At 66.7% G+C, this 24,268-nt stretch carries 26 protein-coding genes; 17 read left to right on the forward strand and 9 right to left on the reverse strand.

Translation table 11 applies throughout. The features are described from left to right. Positions 1-135: 135 nt before the first annotated feature. Positions 136-1,380, reverse strand: a complete 1,245-nt coding sequence (locus tag ACSF9G_RS00890) for an NAD(P)/FAD-dependent oxidoreductase (RefSeq protein WP_436637268.1) — start codon at positions 1,378-1,380, stop codon at positions 136-138. 244 nt (positions 1,381-1,624) lie between these two features. Here ACSF9G_RS00890 and purB point away from each other — a divergent pair, with 244 nt between their 5' ends. Beyond that, positions 1,625-2,932: an adenylosuccinate lyase gene (purB, locus tag ACSF9G_RS00895; RefSeq protein WP_436637270.1), complete on the forward strand. Its 1,308-nt coding sequence runs from the start codon at positions 1,625-1,627 to the stop codon at positions 2,930-2,932. A gap of 202 nt (positions 2,933-3,134) precedes the next feature. Here purB and ACSF9G_RS00900 read toward each other — a convergent pair whose 3' ends face one another. Beyond that, entirely contained in the window at positions 3,135-3,458 is a 324-nt protein-coding gene (locus ACSF9G_RS00900) for a DUF1476 domain-containing protein (protein WP_436637272.1), read from the reverse strand. Positions 3,459-3,765: 307 nt separating this feature from the next. Here ACSF9G_RS00900 and purC point away from each other — a divergent pair, with 307 nt between their 5' ends. The 8 genes from purC to grxD all read left to right on the forward strand — a co-directional run bounded on the left by purC (position 3,766) and on the right by grxD (position 9,978). Beyond that, complete coding sequence (gene purC, locus ACSF9G_RS00905; protein WP_436637274.1) at positions 3,766-4,530, forward strand: phosphoribosylaminoimidazolesuccinocarboxamide synthase; 765 nt, start codon at positions 3,766-3,768, stop codon at positions 4,528-4,530. A 28-nt stretch (positions 4,531-4,558) separates the two neighbouring features. Continuing rightward, positions 4,559-4,801, forward strand: coding sequence for a phosphoribosylformylglycinamidine synthase subunit PurS (gene purS / locus ACSF9G_RS00910; protein ID WP_436639624.1), 243 nt, complete (start codon positions 4,559-4,561; stop codon positions 4,799-4,801). A 35-nt stretch (positions 4,802-4,836) separates the two neighbouring features. Further along, a complete protein-coding gene (locus ACSF9G_RS00915; RefSeq protein ID WP_436637276.1) occupies positions 4,837-5,577 on the forward strand; it encodes an FkbM family methyltransferase in 741 nt (246 codons plus the stop codon). 80 nt (positions 5,578-5,657) lie between these two features. Then, positions 5,658-6,353 (forward strand): phosphoribosylformylglycinamidine synthase subunit PurQ, encoded by a 696-nt coding sequence (gene purQ, locus ACSF9G_RS00920; protein WP_436637278.1) that lies wholly within the window; start codon positions 5,658-5,660, stop codon positions 6,351-6,353. Between the two features lie 24 nt (positions 6,354-6,377). Continuing rightward, entirely contained in the window at positions 6,378-7,037 is a 660-nt protein-coding gene (locus ACSF9G_RS00925) for a glutathione S-transferase family protein (protein WP_436637280.1), read from the forward strand. 31 nt (positions 7,038-7,068) lie between these two features. Continuing rightward, positions 7,069-9,285 (forward strand): phosphoribosylformylglycinamidine synthase subunit PurL, encoded by a 2,217-nt coding sequence (purL, locus tag ACSF9G_RS00930; protein WP_436637282.1) that lies wholly within the window; start codon positions 7,069-7,071, stop codon positions 9,283-9,285. Positions 9,286-9,317: 32 nt separating this feature from the next. Next, positions 9,318-9,554, forward strand: a complete 237-nt coding sequence (locus ACSF9G_RS00935) for a BolA/IbaG family iron-sulfur metabolism protein (RefSeq protein ID WP_436637284.1) — start codon at positions 9,318-9,320, stop codon at positions 9,552-9,554. Positions 9,555-9,636: 82 nt separating this feature from the next. Next, positions 9,637-9,978, forward strand: a complete 342-nt coding sequence (gene grxD, locus ACSF9G_RS00940; protein ID WP_436637286.1) for a Grx4 family monothiol glutaredoxin — start codon at positions 9,637-9,639, stop codon at positions 9,976-9,978. Between the two features lie 128 nt (positions 9,979-10,106). Here grxD and ACSF9G_RS00945 read toward each other — a convergent pair whose 3' ends face one another. The 5 genes from ACSF9G_RS00945 to ACSF9G_RS00965 form a co-directional block, all read right to left on the reverse strand. Continuing rightward, positions 10,107-13,634, reverse strand: a complete 3,528-nt coding sequence (locus ACSF9G_RS00945) for a tetratricopeptide repeat protein (RefSeq protein WP_436637288.1) — start codon at positions 13,632-13,634, stop codon at positions 10,107-10,109. Between the two features lie 115 nt (positions 13,635-13,749). After that, positions 13,750-14,559 carry a MotE family protein gene (locus ACSF9G_RS00950; protein WP_436637290.1) on the reverse strand — a complete coding sequence of 270 codons (810 nt, stop codon included), beginning with the start codon at positions 14,557-14,559 and terminating at the stop codon, positions 13,750-13,752. Beyond that, positions 14,556-14,996: a DUF6468 domain-containing protein gene (locus tag ACSF9G_RS00955; protein ID WP_436637292.1), complete on the reverse strand. Its 441-nt coding sequence runs from the start codon at positions 14,994-14,996 to the stop codon at positions 14,556-14,558. Before ACSF9G_RS00955 ends, ACSF9G_RS00950 begins: the two co-directional genes overlap by 4 nt. After that, positions 14,993-16,162 (reverse strand): flagellar motor switch protein FliM, encoded by a 1,170-nt coding sequence (gene fliM, locus ACSF9G_RS00960; protein ID WP_436637294.1) that lies wholly within the window; start codon positions 16,160-16,162, stop codon positions 14,993-14,995. The genes ACSF9G_RS00955 and fliM overlap by 4 nt, the downstream gene beginning before the upstream one ends. Positions 16,163-16,171: 9 nt before the next feature. Further along, complete coding sequence (locus tag ACSF9G_RS00965; protein WP_436637296.1) at positions 16,172-16,675, reverse strand: flagellar basal body-associated FliL family protein; 504 nt, start codon at positions 16,673-16,675, stop codon at positions 16,172-16,174. Positions 16,676-16,986: 311 nt separating this feature from the next. Between ACSF9G_RS00965 and flgF the strand changes: the two genes are divergently transcribed. The 4 genes from flgF to flgH are packed head-to-tail and all read left to right on the forward strand — an operon-like array spanning position 16,987 to position 20,350. Continuing rightward, a complete protein-coding gene (gene flgF / locus ACSF9G_RS00970) occupies positions 16,987-17,727 on the forward strand; it encodes a flagellar basal-body rod protein FlgF (protein WP_436637298.1) in 741 nt (246 codons plus the stop codon). Positions 17,728-17,766: 39 nt separating this feature from the next. Then, entirely contained in the window at positions 17,767-18,552 is a 786-nt protein-coding gene (gene flgG / locus ACSF9G_RS00975; RefSeq protein WP_436637300.1) for a flagellar basal-body rod protein FlgG, read from the forward strand. Positions 18,553-18,570: 18 nt separating this feature from the next. After that, the gene (gene flgA / locus ACSF9G_RS00980) at positions 18,571-19,554 is read left to right on the forward strand and encodes a flagellar basal body P-ring formation chaperone FlgA (RefSeq protein ID WP_436637302.1); all 984 of its coding nucleotides are present in this window, start codon (positions 18,571-18,573) and stop codon (positions 19,552-19,554) included. Positions 19,555-19,579: 25 nt separating this feature from the next. Then, positions 19,580-20,350, forward strand: coding sequence for a flagellar basal body L-ring protein FlgH (gene flgH, locus ACSF9G_RS00985; protein ID WP_436637304.1), 771 nt, complete (start codon positions 19,580-19,582; stop codon positions 20,348-20,350). Positions 20,351-20,488: 138 nt separating this feature from the next. On the opposite strand, the gene dksA is transcribed toward flgH, so the two are convergent. Continuing rightward, entirely contained in the window at positions 20,489-20,899 is a 411-nt protein-coding gene (dksA, locus tag ACSF9G_RS00990) for an RNA polymerase-binding protein DksA (protein ID WP_436637306.1), read from the reverse strand. A 171-nt stretch (positions 20,900-21,070) separates the two neighbouring features. Further along, positions 21,071-21,490 (reverse strand): flagellar assembly protein FliX, encoded by a 420-nt coding sequence (locus tag ACSF9G_RS00995; RefSeq protein WP_436637308.1) that lies wholly within the window; start codon positions 21,488-21,490, stop codon positions 21,071-21,073. A 248-nt stretch (positions 21,491-21,738) separates the two neighbouring features. Here ACSF9G_RS00995 and ACSF9G_RS01000 point away from each other — a divergent pair, with 248 nt between their 5' ends. The 4 genes from ACSF9G_RS01000 (at position 21,739) to ACSF9G_RS01015 (ending at position 24,250) form a co-directional block, all read left to right on the forward strand. Next, complete coding sequence (locus ACSF9G_RS01000; protein WP_436637310.1) at positions 21,739-22,893, forward strand: flagellar basal body P-ring protein FlgI; 1,155 nt, start codon at positions 21,739-21,741, stop codon at positions 22,891-22,893. Positions 22,894-22,895: 2 nt separating this feature from the next. Next, positions 22,896-23,219 (forward strand): rod-binding protein, encoded by a 324-nt coding sequence (locus tag ACSF9G_RS01005; protein WP_436637312.1) that lies wholly within the window; start codon positions 22,896-22,898, stop codon positions 23,217-23,219. Further along, positions 23,203-23,715 (forward strand): hypothetical protein, encoded by a 513-nt coding sequence (locus ACSF9G_RS01010; RefSeq protein ID WP_436637314.1) that lies wholly within the window; start codon positions 23,203-23,205, stop codon positions 23,713-23,715. Before ACSF9G_RS01005 ends, ACSF9G_RS01010 begins: the two co-directional genes overlap by 17 nt. A gap of 127 nt (positions 23,716-23,842) precedes the next feature. Beyond that, the gene (locus ACSF9G_RS01015) at positions 23,843-24,250 is read left to right on the forward strand and encodes a hypothetical protein (RefSeq protein WP_436637316.1); all 408 of its coding nucleotides are present in this window, start codon (positions 23,843-23,845) and stop codon (positions 24,248-24,250) included. Positions 24,251-24,268: the final 18 nt, after the last annotated feature.

A 24,268-nucleotide genomic window follows, 5' to 3' on the forward strand; every position in this document is an offset into this window, starting at 1 on the left:
CTCCTTTACTGGTGCAATTCCGGTCCCCGTCTTCTTAACAATAGCACAAATTTAGCCGGCGCCATACCGGCAGGGTGCCATGGAAGCGGGTGTCGGGTCGCGCAGGGCGATCGCAAAGGCGCGGAATCCGCCGCTCTAACCGAACCTCTGGACCGAATAGGGCGCCGGGTCGACCACGGGTGTCTGCCCGCAGATCATCTCCGCCAGCAGACGCCCGCTGATCGGCCCGAGCGTCAAGCCGAGATGGGCGTGGCCGAAGTCGAGCCAGAGGCCTGAATGCCTCGGCGCCGGGCCGATGACGGGGACGGAATCGGGAAAAGACGGCCGCCGCCCCATCCAGGGGTCGTGCTCCAGCGGCCGTTCGATCGGCAGCAGTTCGCGGGCACGGGGCTCGACGCGCGCGAGCTGGACCGGGGTCGCCGGCGCGTCGCGCTCGGCGAACTCGATGCCGGTGGTCACGCGCAGGCCGGCGGCCATCGACGAGGCGGCATAGCCATAGGCGAGATCGACGACCGGGCGGTTGAGACCGCCGTCGCCGGAAGGGTTGTAATGCATGTGGTAGCCGCGCTTGACCGCGAACGGCAGCCGGTAGCCGAGCGGGTCGAGCAGGTCCATAGACCACGGCCCGAGCGCCACGACGATCTCGCGGGCAGCAATGGCGCCGTTGTCGGTCTCGACCGTCCAGCCGTCGGCATCCGGCACCAGCCGGTCCACCCTGTGCTGCAGAATCTCGCCGCCGGTCGTCGCAAACAGCCGCGCATAGGCCTTCACGGTGGCACCCGGATCGGTCAGCGAGGCGATGTCGTGCCACAGCTCGGCCTTCCTGAAGACCGGCTTCAGGTGCGGCTCCAGCTCGCGCGCCTCGTTGACGTCCAGCACGGTGAACCTGTGCCCGGATTCACGGGCGACTTCGCGCTCCAGCGCGGCGGCGTCGAACTGCGCCTCGGTGCGATAGACCTGCAGCCAGCCGTTCTCGCGCAACAGGGTGTCGACGCCGGCCTCGCGGATCAACGCCTTGTGCTCGGGGATGGCATGGGCGAGCAGCGCCATCACGGCCGCCCCGTTCGTGCGCAGCCTGGCCTCGGTCGAATTGGCGTAGAGCTGCAACAGCCAGGGCACGAGCTTCGGCATGGCGCGCCAGTGAAAATACATCTCGGACCGGTCGTTGAGACCGTATCGCAACAGCTTCAGCGGGTTGCGCGGCATGGCGATCGGCACGTAGGTGCCACCCTCGATCACGCCGGTGTTGCCGTAGGAGGTTTCCTCGCCGGGGTCGCGCCGGTCGATCAGCGTGACCGCGCGGCCGCGCCTTTGCAGATGCAGCGCCGCCGAAACGCCGACGACGCCCGCGCCGACGACCACGATGTCCCGTTCGGCCATGACATGTTTCCCCGGGGCTGGCCCGCTTCTCTTGAAACGGGCGGCCAACACCTCTAACGCAGCGTCACCGCGCCTACAATGGGTCTGGCCGGGAGAGAGCGCCCCGCCGGGCGCCGGCCCGACGTCATCGCCGTCCCTGATCGTTATCCCCGATCGCAGTCCCCGATCCCCTCCCTGGTCGTTGAGACCATCGGACATTCCTGTTAAAGACCGCGCTTCCGTATCACCACACGAAAAAGAGCCGATGATTCCGCGCTATTCCCGCCCAGAAATGGCATCCATCTGGGCGCCCGAGACGAGATTTCGCATCTGGTTCGAGATCGAGGCCGCCGCCGCCGAGGCGATGGCAGAGATCGGCTTGATCCCCGTCGACGCCGCCGCGACGATCCGCGCGAAGGGCGACGCCGCCGAATTCGACGTCGCCCGCATCGACGAGATCGAGCGCGAGGTGAAGCACGACGTCATCGCCTTCCTGACCCATCTGGCCGAGTTCGTCGGCCCGGATTCGCGCTTCGTCCACATGGGCATGACGTCGTCGGACGTGCTCGACACCTGTCTCGCCGTCCAGCTCACCCGCGCCGCCGACCTGCTGATCGCCGATGTCGAGGCCCTGCTGGCGGCCATCGAGAAACGCGCCGTCGAGCACAAGATGACGCCGACGGTGGGCCGCAGCCACGGCATCCACGCCGAGCCGACGACGTTCGGCGTCAAGCTGGCCGGGTTCTACGCCGAGTTCTCGCGCAATCTCGCGCGCCTGGCCTACGCCCGCGCGGAAATCGCCACCTGCGCCCTGTCCGGCGCGGTCGGCACCTTCGCCAATATCGATCCGGTTATCGAGGCCCGCGTCGCCGAGAAGCTGGGGCTTCAGCCCGAGCCGGTCTCCACCCAGGTGATCCCGCGCGACCGCCACGCCGCCTTTTTCGCCACCCTGGGCGTCGTCGCCTCGTCGGTGGAACGGCTCGCCACCGAGATCCGCCACCTGCAGCGCACCGAGGTGCTGGAGGCCGAGGAATATTTCTCGCCCGGCCAGAAGGGCTCCTCGGCGATGCCGCATAAGCGCAATCCGGTGCTGACGGAGAACCTGACCGGGCTTGCCCGCATGGTCCGCGCCTACGTCACCCCGGCGCTGGAGAACGTGGCGCTCTGGCACGAGCGCGACATCTCGCACTCGTCCGTCGAGCGCATGATCGGCCCCGACGCCACGGTGACGCTCGATTTCGCGCTGGCCCGCCTCACCGGCGTCGTCGACAAGCTGGTCGTCTACCCCGAGCGCATGCAGGCCAATCTCGACCGCCTCGGCGGCCTGGTGAACTCGCAGCGGGTGCTGATCGCGCTGGCCCAGGCCGGCATGAGCCGCGAGGACGCCTACCGCACGGTCCAGCGCCACGCCATGCGGGTCTGGAACGGCGAAGGCCAGTTCCTGGATTTTCTGAAGTCCGACCCGGAAGTGACTCAGCGGATTCCGGAATCCGACCTCGAGGCCCTGTTCGACCTCGGCTACCACTTCAAGAACGTCGACACGATCTTCGCCCGGGTCTTCGGCAAGAGCTGACGCCGCTACTGGCAGGCCGGACCTTCCTTCTGCCGGGCAATCCCGCGAAAGCGGGAATCCCCCTGCCGTTTCACGCTAACGGGCCAGATACAGCGATCCCCGCCTACGCGGGGATGAGCGGAAGGGGGCGGAACCGAAACGAAAACGGCCCGGGAAATCCCGGGCCGCTCGAAATCCGCTTACGTCGCTGGAAGTCAGGCGCTCAGCCTTCTTTCTGGAGCTGCTCCATCGCCGTCACCATCAGCTCATCCATGGTGCGGCGGATCTGGTGATCGGACTGCTCGACGCCGGCCGTGTCGAAATCACCGCGGACCTTTCGGAATACGTCCTCGTCACCGGCTTCCTCGAAATCGGCGACCACAACTTCCTTGGCATAGGCTTCGGCGGCGTCGCCGGTCTTGCCGAGCTTTTCCGCGGCCCACAGGCCCAGCAGCTTGTTGCGCCGCGCTTCTGCCTTGAAACGCATTTCCTCGTCGTGCGCGAACTTCTCCTCGAAACCCTTCTTGCGCCTCTCGAATTCCGACATTCATGCCTCCAATTGAAAAGCGCTCAACCAGCGCCCGGCGGGCCAAGCCCGACAGCTCAAAACCGAGCCTTGCATACTCGTCCGCCCCCCCCAAATCAACTGCGCCGATGGCCCGATCGGTACGGTTTTCGACCCGCGATCATCTGCCGCCGCGCGCGCGTTGTATCGCCGGGTCGGATCGGATAGGGTGCGCGCCACTTTCCGGACGAATCCGCCATGATGGTGCGTCCGTTTCTTCGGTAACATGTAAGGGCTCGGTGCCGCCCAAGTCGAGGGTGCCACGTTTCCTATGACAGGTCTGATACGAATGAACCGCCGCCGCAGAGTCTACGAAGGCAAGGCCAAGATCCTCTATGAGGGACCCGAACCGGGAACGCTCGTCCAACACTTCAAGGACGACGCCACGGCCTTCAACAAGAAGAAACACGCCCAGATCGAGGGCAAGGGTGTGCTCAACAACCGGATTTCCGAGCACATCTTCCAGCATCTGAACGAGATCGGCGTACCGACCCACTTCATCCGGCGGCTCAACATGCGCGAGCAGTTGATCCGCGAGGTCGAGATCATCCCGCTCGAGGTCGTGGTCCGCAACGTCGCCGCCGGCTCGCTGTCGCAGCGCCTGGGCATCGACGAGGGCACGCAGCTGCCCCGCTCGATCATCGAGTTCTATTACAAGAACGACGAGCTCAACGACCCGATGGTCGCCGAGGAGCACATCACCGCGTTCGGCTGGGCCAGCCCGCAGGAGATCGACGACATCATGTCGCTGGCCCTGCGCGTCAACGACTTCCTCACCGGCCTGTTCCTCGGCGCCGGCATCCGCCTCGTCGACTTCAAGATCGAGTTCGGCCGCCTGTACGAGGGCGACATGATGCGCATCGTGCTCGCCGACGAGATCAGCCCGGATTCCTGCCGCCTGTGGGACATCCAGTCGGGCGACAAGCTCGACAAGGACCGGTTCCGCCGCGACATGGGCGGCCTCGTCGAGGCCTATCAGGAAGTCGCACGGCGGCTGGGCATCATGGTCGGCAACGAGCCGAACGTGCCGCGCGGCCCGGTTCTGGTGCAGTAACGGCCCCGACAACAGGAAAATACCCGCCATCATGAAGGCACGCGTCACCGTCACCCTGAAGAACGGCGTCCTCGATCCGCAGGGCAAGGCCATCCAGCACGCCCTCTCCTCCCTCGGCTTCTCGGGCGTCGAGGACGTGCGCCAGGGCAAGCTGATCGAGCTCGAGCTGTCGGGCAGCGACCGGGAGAAGGCCAGGGCCGAGCTGGAAGCCATGTGCGAGAAGCTGCTCGCCAACACCGTCATCGAGAACTACTCGATCGAGCTGGTGTAGGGCCGGGCCGCACGCGGAAACGTTTCGGGCACAAGATGGCAAGTTCGCTCGGCCGGATCTGGAAGAAGCACATCCGACCCTTCGTCCCGTTCCCGAAGCAGAAGACTTTGAAACTGTGGTTTCCGCCGTTCCATGACCGCAACGTCGCCCATCTGATCAACCGGCACCGGGTCGATCTGGTGCTCGACGTCGGCGCCAATACCGGCCAGTACGCCCGCCGCCTGCGCGCGTCCGGCTACAAGGGCCGCATCCTGTCGTTCGAGCCGCTGATGGAAGCCTGGACCCAGGCCGCGGCCCAGGCCGCCCAGGACCCGCTCTGGGACATGGCGCCGCCGATGGCGCTGGCCGCCGAAGGTGGCACGGCGGCGCTGAATGTGTGCCGCGACACCTCCCTCACCTCGCTGCAAAGGCCGCTCGACGGCGTCGGCCCCGAGGGACTGGCGGTGGAGCGCATCGAGACGGTAGACTGCCGCAGCCTCGACGAGGCGGCCGCCGAGGCGCTGTCGAAGGCCGAACGCCCGTTTCTCAAGATCGATGTGCAGGGTTTCGAGAAGCCGGTACTCGCCGGCGCAGAGGAAACGCTGGCGCGCTGCGTCGGCATCCAGATCGAATTGTCGCTCGATCCGCTCTACGAAGGCGAGCCGGACTATCTGGAGATCCTGAGCGATCTCGAATCCCGCGGCTTCCACCTCGCCTTCACCCTGCCGGTCCAGAGCAAGCAGAAGCTCGGGCCCATGGACCAGTTCGACGGGCTGTTGTTCCGGCGAGAGGCCTGACAAATGGAACGCGCTGTGCCATTGATGCCCCACGTTTCCCTGAACCGACTCGTTTTGCCTGCCGCGCCCAGGAAGCCCGCATGAAATCCGCCATTGTCCTCTTCCCCGGCATCAACCGCGAGCGCGACATGGCGCGCGCGCTGGAAATCGCCGGCGGCCACAAGCCGGCCATCGTCTGGCACAAGGAAACCGAGCTGCCGGACGTCGACCTGGTCGTCATTCCCGGCGGCTTCTCCTACGGCGACTATCTGCGCTGCGGCGCGATCGCCGCACGCTCGCCGATCATGCGCGACGTCATCGCCAGGGCCGAGGCCGGCGTCACCGTGCTCGGTGTCTGCAACGGCTTCCAGGTGCTGACCGAGACGGGCCTGCTGCCCGGCGCGCTGATGCGCAACGCCCATCTGAAGTTCGTCTGCAGGGACGTGCACCTGCGCGTGGAAACGACCGGCACCCGCTTCACCAGCGCCTATGAACAGGGCCAGGTGATCCGCGTTCCCGTCGCTCACGGCGACGGCAACTATTTCGCCGACGACGAGACGCTGAAGCGGATCGAGGGCGACGGGCGCGTGGTGTTCCGCTACTGCGACGCCGACGGCGCGGTGACCGGTGAGGCCAACCCGAATGGCTCGATCGGCAACATCGCCGGCGTGCGCAATGGCCGCGGCAACGTGCTCGGCCTGATGCCGCACCCCGAGGACCATGTGGAAGATGTCCAGGGCTCGACCGACGGCCTCGGCATCTTCCGGAGCATGGTCGCGGCGCTGGAGACCGCCTGATGCGCGCGGCCACGGAGGCCTGGTATGGCCGGTGAACCCGGCGCGGGCGTCACCCTCTACGGTGCCCCCTACTCCGTCTATGTCCGGATCGCCACGATGGCGCTTCTCGAGAAGGGCGTGGCGTACGACCAGGACCCCGTCGATATCTTCTCCGCGGGCGCTGAGACCGAGGCCTACCTGGCGCTCAATCCCTTCGGCAGGATCCCGGCGCTGAAACACGGCGACTTCGTGCTCTACGAGACCCAGGCCATCACCCGCTACATCGACGAGGCCTTCGACGGCCCCGCCCTGCAGCCGCAGGCGCCGACGGCGCGCGCCCGCATGGCCCAGGTCATCGGCATCGTCGATGCCGTCGCCTACCGCACCCTCGTCTGGGACGTCTACGTCGCCCATACCGCCCGGTCCAAGGGCGAAGGCGCCGAGCATGACGCCCGGATTTCCGCCGCGCTCCCGCTGGCGACCACCTGTCTTGCCGAGTTCGACCGGCTTCTCGACCGCCGGCCCTGTTTCGGCGGCGACCGGCCAGGTCTCGCCGATTTGCATGCGGCCCCGGTCTTCGGCTATTTCCGCACCGTTCCCGAGGCTCAACAGCTTCTTGACCGTTTCCCCGGCCTGCAGGACTGGTGGGCGACCATCAGCGCCCGCGACAGTTGGCGCGTGGCGTCGGCCGGCGATACGGATTAAGGGCGAACCAGGACCTTACGGCTTTCACGACATGATCCCGAACGAACTCCCCATCACGCCGGAACTGGTCGCCGACCACGGGCTCAAGCCCGACGAGTACCAGCGCATCCTCGACCTGATCGGCCGCGAGCCGACCTTCACCGAGCTCGGCATCTTCTCGGCGATGTGGAACGAGCACTGTTCCTACAAGTCCTCGCGGCTGTGGCTGAAGACGCTGCCGACCGAGGGCCCGCAGGTGATCCAGGGCCCGGGCGAGAACGCCGGCGTCGTCGACATCGGCGACGGGCTCGCCGTGATCTTCAAGATGGAGAGCCACAACCACCCCTCCTTCATCGAGCCCTATCAGGGCGCGGCGACCGGGGTCGGCGGCATCCTGCGTGACGTCTTCACCATGGGCGCGCGGCCGATTGCCGCGCTGAACGCCCTGCGCTTCGGCGATCCGGAACACCCCAAGACCCGCCATCTGGTCTCGGGCGTCGTCGCCGGCATCGGCGGCTACGGCAACTCCTTCGGCGTGCCGACGGTGGGCGGCGAGGTGAACTTCCACCCCCGCTACAACGGCAACATCCTGGTCAACGCCTTCGCCGCCGGCATCGCGCGCACGGATTCGATCTTCTATGCGGCGGCCACCGGCATCGGCAATCCGATCGTCTATCTCGGCTCCAAGACCGGCCGCGACGGCATCCACGGCGCCACCATGGCCTCGGCCGAGTTCGGCGACGACGCCGAAGAGAAGCGCCCGACCGTGCAGGTCGGCGACCCCTTCTCCGAGAAGCTGCTGCTGGAAGCCTGCCTGGAGCTGATGCAGACCGACGCCGTCATCGCCATCCAGGACATGGGCGCGGCCGGCCTCACCTGCTCGGCGGTGGAAATGGGCGCCAAGGGCGGCCTCGGCGTCGAGCTCGATCTCGACAACGTGCCCTGCCGCGAGGACGGCATGACCGCCTACGAGATGATGCTGTCGGAAAGCCAGGAGCGCATGCTGATGGTGCTGCGCCCGGGCAAGGAGGACCTCGCCCGCGAGATCTTCGAGAAGTGGGACCTCGATTTCGCGATCATCGGCAAGACAATCGAGCCCAAGCGCTTCGTCGTGAAGCGCTACGGCGACGTGATGGCCGACCTGCCGATCATGGAGCTGGGCGACGAAGCGCCGATGTACGACCGCCCGTGGGAGCCCACCGCCCCCGCGGCGCCCGTGGCACCGGACGACGTGCCTCCGCCGGCCGCGATCGGCGAGGCGCTGATGACGCTGATGGCCTCGCCCGACCTGGCCTCGCGCCGCTGGATCTGGGAGCAGTACGACCACCTGATCCTCGGCAACACCTACCAGCGCCCCGGCGGGGACGCCGCCGTCGTGCGTGTCGAGGACGGACCGAAGGGCCTCGCCATCACCCTCGACGTCACGCCGCGCTATTGCGAGGCCGATCCGGTCGAGGGCGGCAAGCAGGCCGTCGCCGAGGCCTGGCGCAACCTGACCGCCGTCGGCGCCACGCCGCTGGCCATCACCGACTGCCTGAATTTCGGCAGCCCCGAACGGCCCGAGATCATGGGCCAGCTCGTCGGTTGCATCACCGGCATGGCCGAAGCTTGCACGGCGCTGTCCTTTCCCGTCGTCTCCGGCAACGTGTCGCTCTACAACGAGACCTCGGGACAGGCGATCCTGCCGACCCCCGCCGTCGGCGGCGTCGGCCTGCTGGACGACTTCACCCGCTCCGCCTCCATCGGCTTCAAGGCCGATGGCGAGGCGATCGTGCTTCTGGGCGATACCGGTGGCCATCTCGGCCAGTCGCTCTACTTGCGCGAGATCGAGGGCCGCGAGGACGGCCCGCCCCCGCCCGTCGATCTGGCGGAAGAGAAACGCAACGGCGACTTCGTCCGCCACCTGATCAAGGCCGGCCGCGTCAGCGCCGTGCACGATTGCGCCGACGGCGGCCTCCTGGTGGCGCTCGCCGAGATGGCGCTGTCGGGCGATCGCGGCGCGACGGTTTCCGCGCTTCCCGCGGGCCTGCCGGCCCATGCCGCCCTGTTCGGCGAGGACCAGGCGCGCTACGTCGTCACCTGCCCCGCCGATGCGGCCGACGCCCTCATCGCCGATGCCGGGACCGCCGGCGTGCCGGCGATGGTGCTGGGCACCACCGGCGGCGCCGCATTGACGATTGCCGGCCAAGACCCAATCTATCTGGCAGCGCTGCGCTCTTGCCATGAGGACTGGATGCCGGACTATATGGCGGGCGGCATCGAGAACTGACCCGGACGAGGCAACAACGACGAGGCGCCAACATGGCGATGGACGCTCGAGAAATCGAGAAACTGATCAAGACCCATATTCCCGACGCGATCGTGACGATCCGGGACCTGGCCGGCGACGGCGATCACTACGCCGCCGCGGTGGTATCGGAGCAGTTTCGCGGCAAGTCGCGGGTTCAGCAGCACCAGATGGTCTACGAGGCGCTGCGCGGCTCGATGGGCGGTGCCCTGCACGCCCTTGCCTTGCAGACCAGCGCGCCGGACAACTGAAAACGCGCGCCCTATATCAGACCCACAGGATCAATCGGCAGCGGCGGCCCGGCGCCGCAGCACATCGAAAGGACGGACCGAAATGAGCACAGCCCACGACAGGATCGAGGCCGAAGTGAAGGGCAATGACGTCCTGCTGTTCATGAAGGGCACCCCGGCCTTCCCGCAATGCGGGTTCTCCGGCCAGGTGGTGCAGATCCTCGATTATCTCGGCGTGCCCTACAAGGGCGTCAACGTGCTTGACGACGCGGAAATCCGGCAAGGCGTGAAGGAATACACCAACTGGCCGACCATTCCGCAGCTCTACGTCAAGGGCGAATTCGTCGGCGGCTGCGACATCATCCGCGAGATGTTCCAGGCCGGAGAGCTTCAGCAGCTCATGGCCGAGCGCGGCATCGCGACGCAGGACAACGCGGCCAGCTAGGCAGGCGTTTTCCGGGCGATCCCCGTGGTCCGGGCGTTCGTGGCCCGGACTTTCGTAGTGTTGTTGGCGTTCGCGGCGATGAGATCCGTCGTGAACGCGGTTGGTGGTTTGCGGTCGGCAGCTGACGGCTAACTGTTCGACGCCACCTTGTCGTTGCCCTTCTTGGGCAGCACATAGCGCGCCTTGTATTCCTCCAGGAACGCGTCCAGCGTGTCGACGCCGGCGACGCGCGAGACCAGCTTGCCGAACTCCCCGGCATTTTCCGGCACCGGCATCGTCACCACGTCGAAGGCGCTCGCGTCCGCGCTCGCGGCCATCTTCGCCAGGAATTTCGTGCGCAGCCGCTGCAGGCCGAGCTGATCCTTGGCCAGCGCGTAGGAGATCGCCGCGCGCAGGACCAGCGTCCGCTGCCCGTCCGTCAGCGGATCGACGCTTTCCCAGGCTTCGCCGAGCCCCCGCTCGAAGGCCTCGCCGGCATCCTGCCAGCGTTCCCCGTTCCAGAGCGCCTCGGCGCGGATCTGGTCGACCTCCACGCCCTCCGCCGACGACAGCAGGTCGAGGGCGAGCTCGAGCCGGCCGGTTTCGGCCAGCGCCCGGGACTCCAGCAGCAGGCGCTGGTAAGCCACCTCGCGCGGAAGAACCGCCTGCCGGGTGCGCGACAGCACGACGATGGCGTCCGCCGGCTTGCGGTTCATCAGGTAGATCCAGGCCAGCTTCGCGGCGACCTCGGCGCGCTCGGCCCCCTTCAGGCGATTGTCGACCTGATGGCGCAGCAGTTCGGCGGCCTGCTCCAGAAGGTCGACTTCGACCATCCGGTCGGCGAGCCCGCGGATGATCTGGTCGCCCTTGCGGCCGATCGGGGTGAGCTCGCGGAAATCATAGTACAGCGCCAGGGCATCGACCGGCGGGATCTCGTCGGCCCGTCCGCCAAGGAAGAGTTCCTCGAAGGCGCGGTTCATATCGTCCTGCAGCGCCCGCGTCGTCGGCGAATCCGAATTCGCGACCGTCGCCGATTTCATGATCTCGAAGGCACGGTAGTAGTCGTACGCCTCGGCCTGGAGATTGGCGAGGAGCCGCAACGCGCCAAGCTCGATCTCGTCGCCGCGCCACGACAGTGCCAGCCGTTCGAGATCCGAAATGATCTCGTCGGTCCGCGCCGACCCGTAGGCGTTGTGAAGCGCCTCGGCCCGGCGCAACTGCGCCTGCGCGGCCAGCAGCCGGTCTCCCGACCCGATCACATCGTCCAGAACCCTGATCGCATCGTCGGTCCGGCCGAGCGCCATCTGCAGGCGCGCGCTCAGCAACGCCACATGCGGGTCCGGCACGGTGGGATCCTGGTTCTCCTCCAGCTCGGCCATGCGCACCGCCGCCTCGGCGTAATCGCGGGCCTCGAGGGCGGCCTCCGCGGAGGCCAGTCGGAAATCCTTCTGGCGCCGTGCCGAGTAGCTCGACAAGGCCGGGGCGCCCTGCTCGAAGGCGGCCACGGCGGCGCGCCAGTTGCCCCTCTGGGTCTCGGCGACGCCGCGCCACAGCGCGACGTCCGAACTTCTGTTGAGGCCGAACGTATCGAATTCGCGGATGGCCTCGTCGGGACGACGCATCATCACCATGGCGATGCCGCGCAACGCCCGGATTTCCGGCTCACGCATCGCGGCGGGGTCTTCCTGCTCGATCAGTCTGAGCTGCGCCAGCGCCTCCGCGCCGAGATCGGTCCCCAACAGCGCCCGCGCCATCTGCACGCGCGAGCCGGTCCGGGACATTTCCCCGGCGACCGCCGTCTCGCGGATGTGTTTCGACAGCAGCTTGTAGGCGGCGCCCGGATCGAGGCTGCTGTCGTCGATGCTGTCGACGAAGCCGGGACGCCCCGCGTCGAAGCCGGCGGTGCGCCCGGGCGCGTATTGCCCGTTCACCTCGGACATGACGAGACCGTTGCCGCGCCCGATGCGGACATGGCCGCTGTCGATGCTCACGCTCAGGTCGTCGGCGAGCGGTCTGACCACCAGCCCGTGGATCGTGGTCGGCGCCTGGAACTCGACGAAATTGAACGGCTTGGGGATCGAGCGGGACGGCGGCATCGCCGTCACCACGAACAGCCGGTCGTTGCCATCCGGATTCCGGATCTCATGGACGGCTTCGGCGCTGGGAAACTGGACGATGGCTTCCGGCTGCCCGGCCTCGTTGACCGCGCGCAGAAGCGTGAGCGGAGCGCCCGGCTCGAGCATGACGTCGCCCAGCGTGATCACCCATTTCGTTGGCTCGCCCGTGACCGTCGTCAGTAGCGGTTTGGCAAGCGTCAGCCGCAGCACGGAGGTATCGTTGCTGCGCCAGCTGTCGACGGCGGAGACATATCCGCTGAGGTCTTTGCGCAGGATCCGGGCGTCGATCGGCTGCGGCGAATCGAACACCGCCCACAACGCCCCCGCCTGCTCGAACACGGCCGCCGATGTCGGCGCGTCGAACGGCAGCGTCAGCTTGACGGTGGCCGCGAAGCGGCGCGCCTCCGGCTGCACATGGTCCACGCCACCGAGGGGCCCTTCGGCCAGGACAGGCTCTTCGGCGATCTCGGGTTCGGCGGCCGTTTCGGCTTTGGCGGGGGGCTCGGCGACAGGATTGGCGAGCTCGGGATCGGCGGCTGCCTCGGGCGCCTGATCCGGCGTCTCCTGCCCGGAAATCGTGACCTGCGCGTCCGCCCCGAACGCCGCGGCCAGGGCCTCGTGTTCCTCCGCCAGGCTGCGCCGTCCCGGCACCTCGCCGGACAGCAGGTCGACGACATCGGCGTCACCGCGCGGCGCCAGAACGGCGGCCCCGGCATCCGCGCTGCCCGGTGCCGTCACGTCGACGACATAGGTATTGCCTTCCTTGAAGCCGCGAACCGGAGACATCGGGTCGACCGTCAGGGACAGCTCGAGCCCGCCCTCGCCGAGCCGCGACTCGATGCCGGAAATATAGGACGGCAGACGCGGCTTCAGCCCGGACAGGTCGATGCGCGCCGCCTTGTCGAAATAGACGCTCGCCCTGTCGACGTCCCGCTCGATACGGCCATCCGTCTCGCTCTCGAACACGAACACGAGGCGCGTGAAGGTCGGCAGGCTCGAAACGCGGACCTCGACGGGCTTGGACTTGCGGAATTTCTCGAGCAGCTCGCGCTCGCGCTGGCGCTTCTCGGTCTCCTCGGCGCGCCGCGCCAATTCGGCGACCACGTCCTGCGGCAGTCCCGGCGGCAGCCCCACCCAGTCGCCCGGCATCAGGTCGACGAACAGCTTTTCGCCGGCCTCCATCGTGTTCACGGTCACCGGCTGGGCGAGCGCCAGGCGGATCGCGCCGCCGTCGGGATCGCGGCGCGCGGCGGTGATGAAGCGGCCGATGACATCGCTCAGGCGCGCGACGTCCGGCGCGGCGGGCTCATCGAATTCGAGAACCAGGACGCCTGTCGTCGCTGTGACGTCGAACGCCGGCACGTCCTTGTCGAACGTGATGATCATCCGCGCGTAGGTTCCGGTATCGCTGGCCTCGATGATCGCCGGCACCTGCGCCCGGGCGCTGCCGGCGGCCGTCAGCGCCGCCAGGACAAGCAGGCACGCGACCGCACGCGCGCGCCGGGCAAGGCAACGCGATACAAGTCCAGGGGCGGCGTTTCTGCCTGGGCCGGTTTTCATGTTCTCTCCGGTCGAACGCCACGATTTGCGCGACGCGATCAACGTCCTGTCGATCCCGGAGAAAGGCTAGATTACGCAAGTAAATAGCGGCTTAAGTCTGGATCCCGGATTGGGCCTAATTGACCGGTCGGGTTCCGACGATCTTGGGCAGTTCCCCGCCGGTGCCGCCGGTGTCGGCAATGGGATCGACGCTTTTGGCGGACAGTTCCAGCGTCAGCCGCTGCGCCACCTCGGAGTCCATTTCCGCCAGCACAAGCGCCATTTGCCTGGCACTCATCAGGCTCGCGACCTTGGAGACCACCGACATGTCGAGCCGGTTGAAGATGCGCGCCGCGTCCTTCGGCTTCATGCTCTCGTACATGGTGACGACGTTCTTTATCCGCTCGTCGTCCTCACCCTTGCGGTCGGCTTCGACCGCGGTGATGCGCGCTTCCAGGTCCTTCAGCTCGCCGATCCGCTGTTCCAGCCGCTGCTCGGCCGCCTTCAGCAGGTTCTCGCGCAGGTCCAGTTCCTTCTCGCGCTCTTCCAGCTCCTTGCGCCGCTCTCCCAGGCTGTCGAGGATCGCGTCGCGCGAACGGCTCTCGGTTCCCAGCACCCGCTCCAGGAAGGACGGTTCCTCGGACTTCGCCGCCTCGGGCGGATTGTTCGCAGTCGTCTTGCCGCCCCCGGTCTGCCCGTCCGTCTGTTCGGCCCCAGCTTGCCCAGCAGAATCCTGCCCGGAAGAATCTTGCCCGGCCGCATCCTGGCCAGCGGCATCCTGGCCATCCCCCTGCTCCCCGGCGGTCTCCTGCGCCGCGTTCTGGGCCAGTGCCGGGCCGCTTCCGCCAATCAGATTGGGTTCGCCGACGATCAGGCCGACGCCCTTGAGGACGAGCAGCGCACCGATGGCGATGATGACCAGCGGCAGCAGCCGGAGCCCCTTCATGCGGCCCTGCCGGAGGCATCCGCGACCGTCTTGCGCACGGGCGCGCCGTCGCGCTGGGTGGCGCGCGGCGTGGCGGACGCCTTGGCGGGCTCGACCAGGCCGTGGCCGCGGGCCAGTTCGGTGATCCGCGACAGACGGCCAAGCACCTTGCCGCCAAGCTCGACCTGCTTCTCGATGGAGCGGCTGAACCGGTCGGCCTGCCGCAGCTTGTTGGTCAGGTCTCGGTCGCACTCGACCGCGGTGACCTTGAGCCCCTCGATCGCCTGCTCGGCGATCTCGGTCGCCCGCACCAGTTCGGCGATCGTCTCGCGCAGCGACGATTCATCGGCGCGCAAGCGTTTCAGGCGCCGGTTGAGCACCATGCAGTACCCGATAGTCACGAGCAGCAGCGCCGCGACCAGGCTTTCGATCAGCAATCCCAGCGACGATCCGCTCACGTTCCCTCCACAGCAAGTCTGTCGGCCTTCTCGAAGGCCGCATAGGTCATCTTTGGCCGGCGCAGCCGGTTTACGATCCGCACCGCGACCCGATCGCCGACGCGGCCGGCCTTGCCGTCGGTCAGGATCGTATCGCCGCATCGCAGCGTGATCGGGTCGGTCGTGCGACGGTCGAGCACCAGCGTGTCCCCGACCTTGAAGTCTATGACCCGGTCGAGCGGCATCGACTGTTCGAACAGCACCGCGTCGATCTCGACGGTCGAATTCCACATCTCGCTGGCCAGATGCCCTTCCCAGATCGGATCGCGGCCGAATTTCTCGCCCATGAACATCTGCAGGAGCATGTCGCGGATCGGCTCGATCGTCGCGTAGGGCAGCAGCACCTCGATGTTGCCGCCGCGGTCCTCCATGTCGATCCTGAGCTTGACCAGGATCGCCGCGTTGGCCGGCCGCGCGATGGCGGCGAACCGCGGATTGGTTTCCAGCCGCTCCACGTTGAAATGGACCGGAGACAGCGGCGCGAAGGCCTGGTCGGCATCGGCGAGTACGACCTCGATCATGCGCCGGATCAGGTTCATCTCGATGGTCGTGTACGGACGCCCCTCGATCCTGAGCCGCATCGAGCCGCGCCCGCCGCCCAGCAGGACGTCGACCATCGAATAGATCAGGTTCGAGCCAACCGTCACGAGGCCGTAGTTGTCCCATTCCTCGGCCTTGAAGACCGCGAGGATCGCGGGCAGAGGGATCGAGTTCAGGTAGTCGCCGAACCGCACGGACGACAGGCTGTCCAGTGCGACCTCGACATTGTCGGAGGTGAAATTGCGCAGGCTCGTGGTGAGCAGCCGCACCAGCCGATCGAAGATGATCTCCAGCATCGGCAGGCGTTCGTAGGAAACGATCGTCGAATTGATGATCGAACGGATACCGCTCTTCTCGTCGCGGTTCGCCGCATCGCCGTTGAAGCCGAGCAGGCTGTCGATCTCGTCCTGGTTGAGGACCCGCTCGGTTCCGCCGCTGGTGTCGGTTTCGGGCTCCTCGTCCTCGACCATCGATGCCCATTTGGCGGCGATATCGTCGTCGGAGGCCCCGTCGTCCTCGTCGGTCACATCGGCGCCCCACTGGGCCGCCAGGGCGTCCTGATCGACGTCTTCGTCTTCGTCTGCCATCGGGCGCGCCTACTGAACGATGATCTCTTTGAAAACGACGTTGTCGATCTCGGCGGGATGAACCGCCAGATTGACGCGCCGCACGAGCTCTTCCTTGAGCCGGTAGATGCCGGCGGACCCCTGCAGGTCGGTCGAGCGCAGCTCGCGCAGATAGACCTGGAAGGCGTCGAGCACCCTCGGCAGCACCTGCTCGACGGCCTCTTTCGTCTCCCTGTCCTTCATCTCCAGCGCGATCTGGACGCGCAGGAACTGCGGCCGCTGATCCACCGAGCTCAGGTTCACGGTCATTTCCGGGAGTTCGTAGAAAACCGGCGGATCCTCCCGGGCCGTCCCGACACCCTGGCCGGAGCCGAGAAACAAGTAGCCACCGCCGCCGAGCAGCGCGAAGCCGAGCACGGCCGCCGCGCCGATGATGACGAGCTTGCGCCGGCCCTTCGGCGTCGCAGTTTCCGAAGCACTATCGGGTGTGGCCTCAATATTGTCGAAATCGGGTTGAGCGACCTCGGTGGACATGCCTGACCGGTTCCGTTTGTTCCGGGGCGCGCACGTCCCATAAAGCCCCGCACGCCAGCCCCCGCTGCCTTGCCGATCACCGTATGGAGCGCATGGTTAACGAAAAGTTTCCAAACCCCGTCCGGGTGGGAAATTATTGCCGCCCGACCTTGCCGGCTACCCCCAAAGTTGCCGGGTTCCTGCACAGTCGGAATTTCTTAAGTCTTTGATTTAACTGAATAAATGTACTTGGCACAGCGTATGCTTAATGACCGGTGAACGCCCACGGCACCGTGCGGCGTTCGCTCGGGGGAGCAACCAACGGTGCAACGATGCAAGATAATACCCTACTCGTATCCCTGTCGCGGCAGGTCGCGCTGCGGCGTCAGATGGACATCATCGCCAACAATCTGGCGAATCTCGAAACCGGCGGATTCAAATCGTCCGACGTGCTTTTCGAGGAATACCTGATGCCCAGGGCGGAGGCGTCCAACGCCCTGCCCGGCGATCGGGACATCTCCTATGTCATCGACCGCGGCACGCTGCAGGATTTCGCGCCCGGGCCAATGCGGCAGACCGGCAATCCGCTCGATGTCGCCATCGACGGCGAGGGCTGGTTCGTCGTTCAGACACCGAGCGGCGAACGCTACACGCGCAACGGCGCATTCCTGCTCGACAATGACGGCGCCCTGGTCACCGCAGAAGGCCACCGGGTGATGGGCGACGGTGGCACGATCACCTTCGACGAGCGCGACGGCGCCGTCGCCATCGGCGCCGACGGGACGATCTCGACGGAGGCCGGCGAGAAGGGCCGACTGCAGGTCGCCGTCTTCGATGACGACGCCGTGCTGCAGCCCGAAGGCTCCAGCCTGTTCTCCGCGCCGGTCCAGCCGCGCGTCGCCAACGATGCCACCGTCCGCCAGGGCATGGTCGAAGGCTCGAACGTCCAGCCGATCGTCGAGATGACGCGGATGATCGAGGTGACCCGCGCCTACACCTCGCTGTCCTCCATGCTCGAACGCGTGGACGACATGCGCCGCAACGCCATCAGCGTGTTGGCCGTCATCGAATGATGACCGCCCACCGCCAACGGACTTGAAAAGGAACACGCCATGAAAGCGCTTCATATCGCGGCTTCGGGCATGATGGCCCAGGAGCTCAACGTCGAAGTGATCTCCAACAACATCGCCAACATGCGCACCACCGGCTTCAAGCGCCAGCGGGCCGATTTCCAGGATCTCCTTTACGAGAACCTGCGCCGGCCGGGCGCCTCGACGTCGGATACCGGAACCATCGTCCCCACCGGCATCGAGATCGGCGGCGGCGTCAAGACCGCTGCCACTCCGAGGGTGATGAGCCAGGGCAACATCATCATGACGGAGAAGGAACTGGATGTCGCCATTCGCGGCGAAGGCTTCTTCCGCGTCCGCCTGCCCGACGGCCGCACCGCCTATTCCCGCGACGGCTCGTTTGAACGCGACGCGCTCGGCCAGCTGGTCACCGTCGACGGCTACGTCATCGAGCCCGGCATCACCATCCCCGACGACGCCCGCGGCATCGCGATCAACTCCGAAGGACTGATCCAGGCCTTCGTCTCCACGGACACCGACCCCGTCGACCTCGGAACCATCGATCTTGTCCGCTTCGTCAATCCGGCGGGCCTCGAATCGATGGGCGACAATCTCTACCTGGAGACGCCCTCGAGCGGTCCGGAACAGGTCGGCACGCCGGGCCTCGACGGCTACGGCATGCTGCAGCAGGGCTATCTCGAGCAGGCCAACGTCAACCCGGTCTCCGAGATCTCCGACCTGATCGCCGCGCAGCGCGCCTACGAAATGAACTCCCGCGTCATCACCGCCGCCGACGAAATGATGTCGTCGACGGCGAGCATCCGCTAGCGCGTAGGGAGACGGATCATGATCATTCGAACACTCGTCGTCGGCGCCGCGCTCGCGGTCGCCGTGATCGCCCTGCCCGCGAAGGGCGCCGAACAGCTCCGGCTGAAGGCACAGGTGAACGTGCACGGGCCGCTCGTGACCCTCGGCGACCTGATCGACGGCGCCGGCGCATCGTCCGGCATCCCGGTCTTCAGGGCCCCGGACCTCGGCACCGTCGGCACCGTCCGCGTCGACCGGATCATCGCGGCGGCACAGGCCCAGGGCCTGGCCGGGCTGGATACCGGCGGCATCGATTCGGTTTCGGTCAGCCGGCTCGGTCGCGAGATCGCCGCCAACGAGGTCATCCAGGCGATCACGCGCCATATCGTCGAAATGGGACGCGGGGCGCGGGGCGAAGACCTCGACGTCACCCTCGACCGGTTCGAGCAGCCGGTCGTCGTCGAGCAGTCCGCCATGGCGCCGCTGAGCGTGGACAAGCTCGACTACGACCCGGCGACCGGCCGTTTCGCCGCTCGGCTGGCGGTCGCCGACAGCCGCGCCGCGAGCGCCGGCCTGCGGTTTTCCGGCCGCGCGGTCGAGATCGTCGAGGTCCCGGTCCTGGCCCGCGCCCTGGAGCGCGGCGAGGTGATCAGTCCGCGCGACATCGTCATCGACCGCATGCCGCGCAGTGCCATGCGCTCGGAGATGATCGTCGACGCCGACCGGCTAACCGGGATGTCCGCCCGCCGTCAGATTCGTGATGGCGTGCCGCTGACCGCCGACCTCCTGATGGAACCGATCCTGGTCCGGCGCAGCGATCTGGTGACGATCGTCTATCGCACGCCCGGGCTTACGCTGACCACGCGCGGACGGGCTCTTTCGGCCGGCGCGCGCGGCGAGGTCATCCAGGTTTTCAACATCCAGTCGAAGCGGACCGTCGAGGCCGAGATCAGCGGCCCCGGCTTCGTCACCGTCCTGCCGCAGCGGGTTCCGGTGGCGTCGCTGCAGACCACCGTCCGCTGACATGCCGGTCCTCAGGGAGAGTTTCATGACGCGCGTAACGAACCGGAAATTCCGAGACATCGGACGCCTCGCCGCGATCGGCATCCTCGGCGCCGCCGCGGCGGGCTGCTCCAGCACCGTCGACCAGATCGCCCAGATCAACAAGCCGCCCTACCTGTCGGCGATCGAGAACCCGACGGCGGTTGCCGGCTATCGCCCCGTGTCGATGCCGATGCCCGACCCCGAGCCGCCGGTGTTCAGCTCCAACTCCCTGTGGCGGTCCGGCGCCCGCGCCTTCTTCAAGGATCAGCGCGCCAAGGGGGTCGGCGACATCCTCACCGTCGAAGTCATCTTCTCCGACAAGGCCATCTTCGACAACAAGACCGAGCGCAGCCGCATCGCCTCGGGGGGCCGCGACATCTCGGGCGCGGCAGGCAACGCGTTCCTCGATCTGATCCCCGACGACTACAAGACCGGAAGCGCCGTCATCGACCTGAACGGCGACACCGCCACCACAGGCGAAGGCTCGGTCAACCGCAAGGAAGAGCTGCGCACCAACCTCGCCGCCGTGGTCACCCAGGTCCTGCCCAACGGCAACATGGTGATCGAGGGACGCCAGGAGGTCCGCGTCAATTTCGAGATGCGGGAACTGATCGTGGCCGGCGTGATCCGTCCCGAAGACATCACCGCCAACAACACCGTCGATTCCACCAAGATCGCCGAAGCCCGCATCTCCTACGGCGGACGCGGCCAGATTACCGATGTCCAGCAGCCTCCCTACGGCCAGCAGTTCCTGGACATCATCCTGCCGTTCTGACGCTCCCCCCGATTGACAGAACGGCCAATCGGCGCGGTCCCAGCTCCCCCGGGGCCGCGCCGTTCATTTCAAGGCAAGAAAAAACGCCCCCGGCCGGTGGCCGGGGGCGTTTTTCAGTTCTTTGGCGACTGATTCTGATCAGTCGTCGCGGTAGACCCGCTCGCGCCTCTCGTGACGCTCCTGCGCCTCGATAGACAAGGTCGCGATCGGCCTTGCATCCAGCCGCTTGAGACTGATCGGCTCGCCGGTTTCCTCGCAATAGCCATAGGTACCGTCGTCGATCCGCTTGAGCGCGGCATCGATCTTGGCGATCAGCTTGCGCTGACGGTCCCGAGCCCGAAGCTCGATAGCCCGATCCGTCTCCGAAGACGCACGGTCGGCCAAATCGGGATGATTCTGGCTGTCGACCTGAAGCTGGTTCAGCGTCTCACGGCTTTCACGCAGAATTTCTTCCTTCCATGCTAGCAGTTTTGTACGGAAGTACTCGCGCTGCCGCTCGTTCATGAAAGGCTCTTTGGTAGTAGGGCGGTAGTCCTTTACGCCAACCATCGGCGATTCCCTTTAGGGTCCGTCGATAACGGGCGCCCTTATAACCGCTGACAGGGCCGCTTACAACAAGTCGTCGATGACAAGATTGTAATGTGACTTAATTCGCGCGGAAACGCGGCCCGCCAGGCTTTCGGCCGTGGTTTCAGCGGGTTGCGCGGCTATCACCGGATGTCAGGCGGCTTCGCGCCCCATTTTTGCAAGCTCCACGCGGGCGCGAAGCTCGATTTCGTCGAGCACCGATTCGATGCGTTCGTCGGAATACCGGTCCGGCCGCCGCCCCACGGTATCGACCAGGCTCTGCAGCTTGGCGGCAGGTACGTCGCCCGCGAGCAGGGTGATCTTGATGTCATCGAGCAGGTCGAGCATGTCGTGGCCGTGCTTGAGGCGCCGTCCCCGCGCCCCGGGCTCCTCGACCGACTGAAGCGCCAGCAACGCGTCGATACCGCCGATCGGCCCCGACGCGGCGGTCCCTGCCGCGGTTTCCGAACGCTCCGATTGGGAGAACGAAAAAACGTTCGTCGACCGATCGCTCTTCGCCCCGCCCCGCGGACGCTTGATCTGGCCCGGCCCCCCGGGTCCGTCGATACGCATGAATCGAAGCCTCCAGCCCTTGCTCCAGCCACTGCCCAATCTCAACAGCCATGGTTAACGGGGACTTAACGCACCGGCAGAATTTGCCGGGCGACGGCGAGTTCTTGCCGGAACCTTAACGGCCCGCCCCTGCTGCGGGGTATCAGAAAGCCATGAATTTCAGACCCTTGCGGCGTTTTCCTGCGGCGCGGCTCGTTGGCACGGATCTGGCTTCCTGATTGGCGGATTGCGGAAGGGGAGCAAATATCGTGGTTCCGCACGTTAAGACTCAACGGTCTGTATTCTCGCGCGGCCTTCGCCTGGCGACGGCCGTCGCGATCGCCGCGGCGCTCTGCGCGCCGCCGCCGGTTCTGGCGTCCTCGCGGATCAAGGACCTGGTCGACATCGAGGGCGTTCGCGAGAACCAGTTGATCGGATACGGCCTGGTCGTCGGCCTGAACGGCACCGGCGACACCCTGAACAACTCGCCCTTCACCCTGCAAAGCCTTCAGGCGATGCTGGAGCGATTGGGCATGAACACCCGCGACGCGCAGCTGCGCACCAAAAACGTCGCTGCGGTCATGGTCACGGCCAATCTGCCGGCGTTCGCGACCCACGGCAGCCGAATCGACGTCAACGTCTCCACGCTCGGCGATTCGACCAGCCTGCAGGGCGGAACTCTGCTGGTCACGCCGCTGCTGGGCGCCGACGGAGAGGTGTATGCGGTCGCGCAGGGACCTGTCGCCGTTGCCGGCTTCAACGTCGAGGGCGACGCCGCCCAGGTCACACGCGGAGTGCCGACCAGCGGGCGCATTGCCAACGGCGCGCTGATCGAGCGCGAGATCGACTTCGAACTCTCCCAGCTCGCGAGCCTGCGGCTGGCCTTGCGCAATCCGGACCTGACGACGGCCACGCGGATCGCCCAGAGCATCAACGACTACATCGGGCCCGGCACTGCCGAGGCAACCGACCCGGCGACCGTCCAGATCCGCATGTCGGGCAAGTATTCCAGCGACATCGTTTCGCTTCTGACCGACATCGAGCAGCTCCGCGTCGATCCCGATCAGCCCGCCCGCGTGGTCATCGACGAGAATTCGGGGATCATCGTCATGGGCAAGAATGTGCGCGTCTCCACCATCGCCGTCGCCCAGGGCAATCTCACCGTCACCATCACCGAGACGCCGGAGGTCAGCCAGCCGGGGGCGTTTGCTCCGTACGGCGCGGAAACCGTCGAGGTCCCGCGCACCCAGATCACGGTCGACGACCAGTCCGGCAACCGCATGGCGATCGTCGACGGCGGGGTCAGCTTGCAGCAGCTCGTCGACGGCCTGAACGCCCTCGGCATCGGGCCGCGCGACCTGATCTCGATCCTTCAGGCGATCAAGACGTCCGGCTCCCTGCAGGCCGAAATCGAGGTGATGTGACGATGGCCATCCCAGTGGATCTCGCCCTGTCTTCGCCTGCCCACAATCCCGCTTTGACGGCGGGCGCCAAGGGCACGCCTGAGAGCGTTCGCCAGGCGGCGCAGGAGTTCGAGTCGGTGTTCCTCAACACCATGCTGTCGCAGATGTTCGCCGGCGTCAGCACCGACGGACCGTTCGGCGGCGGCCACGGCGAGGAAATGTTCCGGTCCTTGCTGCTCGAGGAATACGGCGCCAACATCGCGGCCGCCGGCGGCATCGGCATCGCCGACGATGTCGCCCGCGAGCTCTTGTCCCTTCAGGAGGCTAACAATGACATTCAGCAATAGCAGTCCGGCCAGCAATAGCAGTCCGGCCAGCAATAGCAGTCCGGCATCGATGTCGGATCCGGGCGCCGCGCGCGATTTCTGCGTCGATCTGGCGCAGACGGTCGACACGCTGATCGAGGTGCTGAACGAGGAAACCAGCCTGATCCGGGCCGCGCGCCTGACGGCGGCAGCCGAGGTCTCCGCCCGCAAGTCCGTGGTCGCCGAGCGCTATATGAGGGCCCATGGCGTCCTGTCGTCCGCCGGCGCCGAGCTGAACCAACTCGCCCCCGACGAGGTCGGCCATCTGCGCGAACGCCATCAGGCGCTGGAGTCGGCGATCTCCCTCAACCTGGCCGTGCTGGCGACCGCCCGCACCGTGTCGGAAACGCTGATCCGCGACGTCGCCGGTCTGGCGGCGGCCCGGCAGGGCGGACAGACCCAGACCTATGGCGCCAACGCCAGACAGACCGAAACGGCACCGCGCGCCGCCCCCCTGTCCTACAACGTAGCCCTCTGACCGGACGCCCTGCGGACTGATCCGTTAAAACGCCGATCGATCTCGCAACCTGGGATTCACCGCTCGCTGACAGGCTTTTCCCGGCACGGGAAAAGCGAGGCCGGCCGATTGCCGGCTGGAGGCGACGTTGGACGCGAGTATCGCCGGCAGAGCGCAGACGCTACCGCTCACGGAGAGCTGGGCCAGACCCGCCCCGGCTGGCGAAGCCACGCTCGTGCCCCCGGCTCGGGCCGTCCGTCCGCCCAACGACGCCGAGCGCACCCGCGACAAGAAGAAGGACGGGCCCGGCAACCAGAGGAACGGGAATCGCAGCGGCGCGCAAGCGCAACACGACGCCTCGACCGCCCCACCGCTCGAGACCGCGCCGACGGCCGATTCCTCGACCGGGCGCACGCGCCCGGAAGTAACCCCGGAAATCCCATTACCCCTCGAGGCTCTTTCCGACGACGGCGGCAGCCGGTTGGACGGCCTCATGGTCAAGCGCGCCTACGCCAGACGCGACGTCGCGTCGCCGCGAATCGTGAAGTCGGCCTGAATTCGTGAAGTCGGCCGG

Origin of the sequence: Microbaculum mangrovi, assembly GCF_051390635.1 — a bacterium.
Classification (GTDB): domain Bacteria; phylum Pseudomonadota; class Alphaproteobacteria; order Rhizobiales; family Tepidamorphaceae; genus Microbaculum.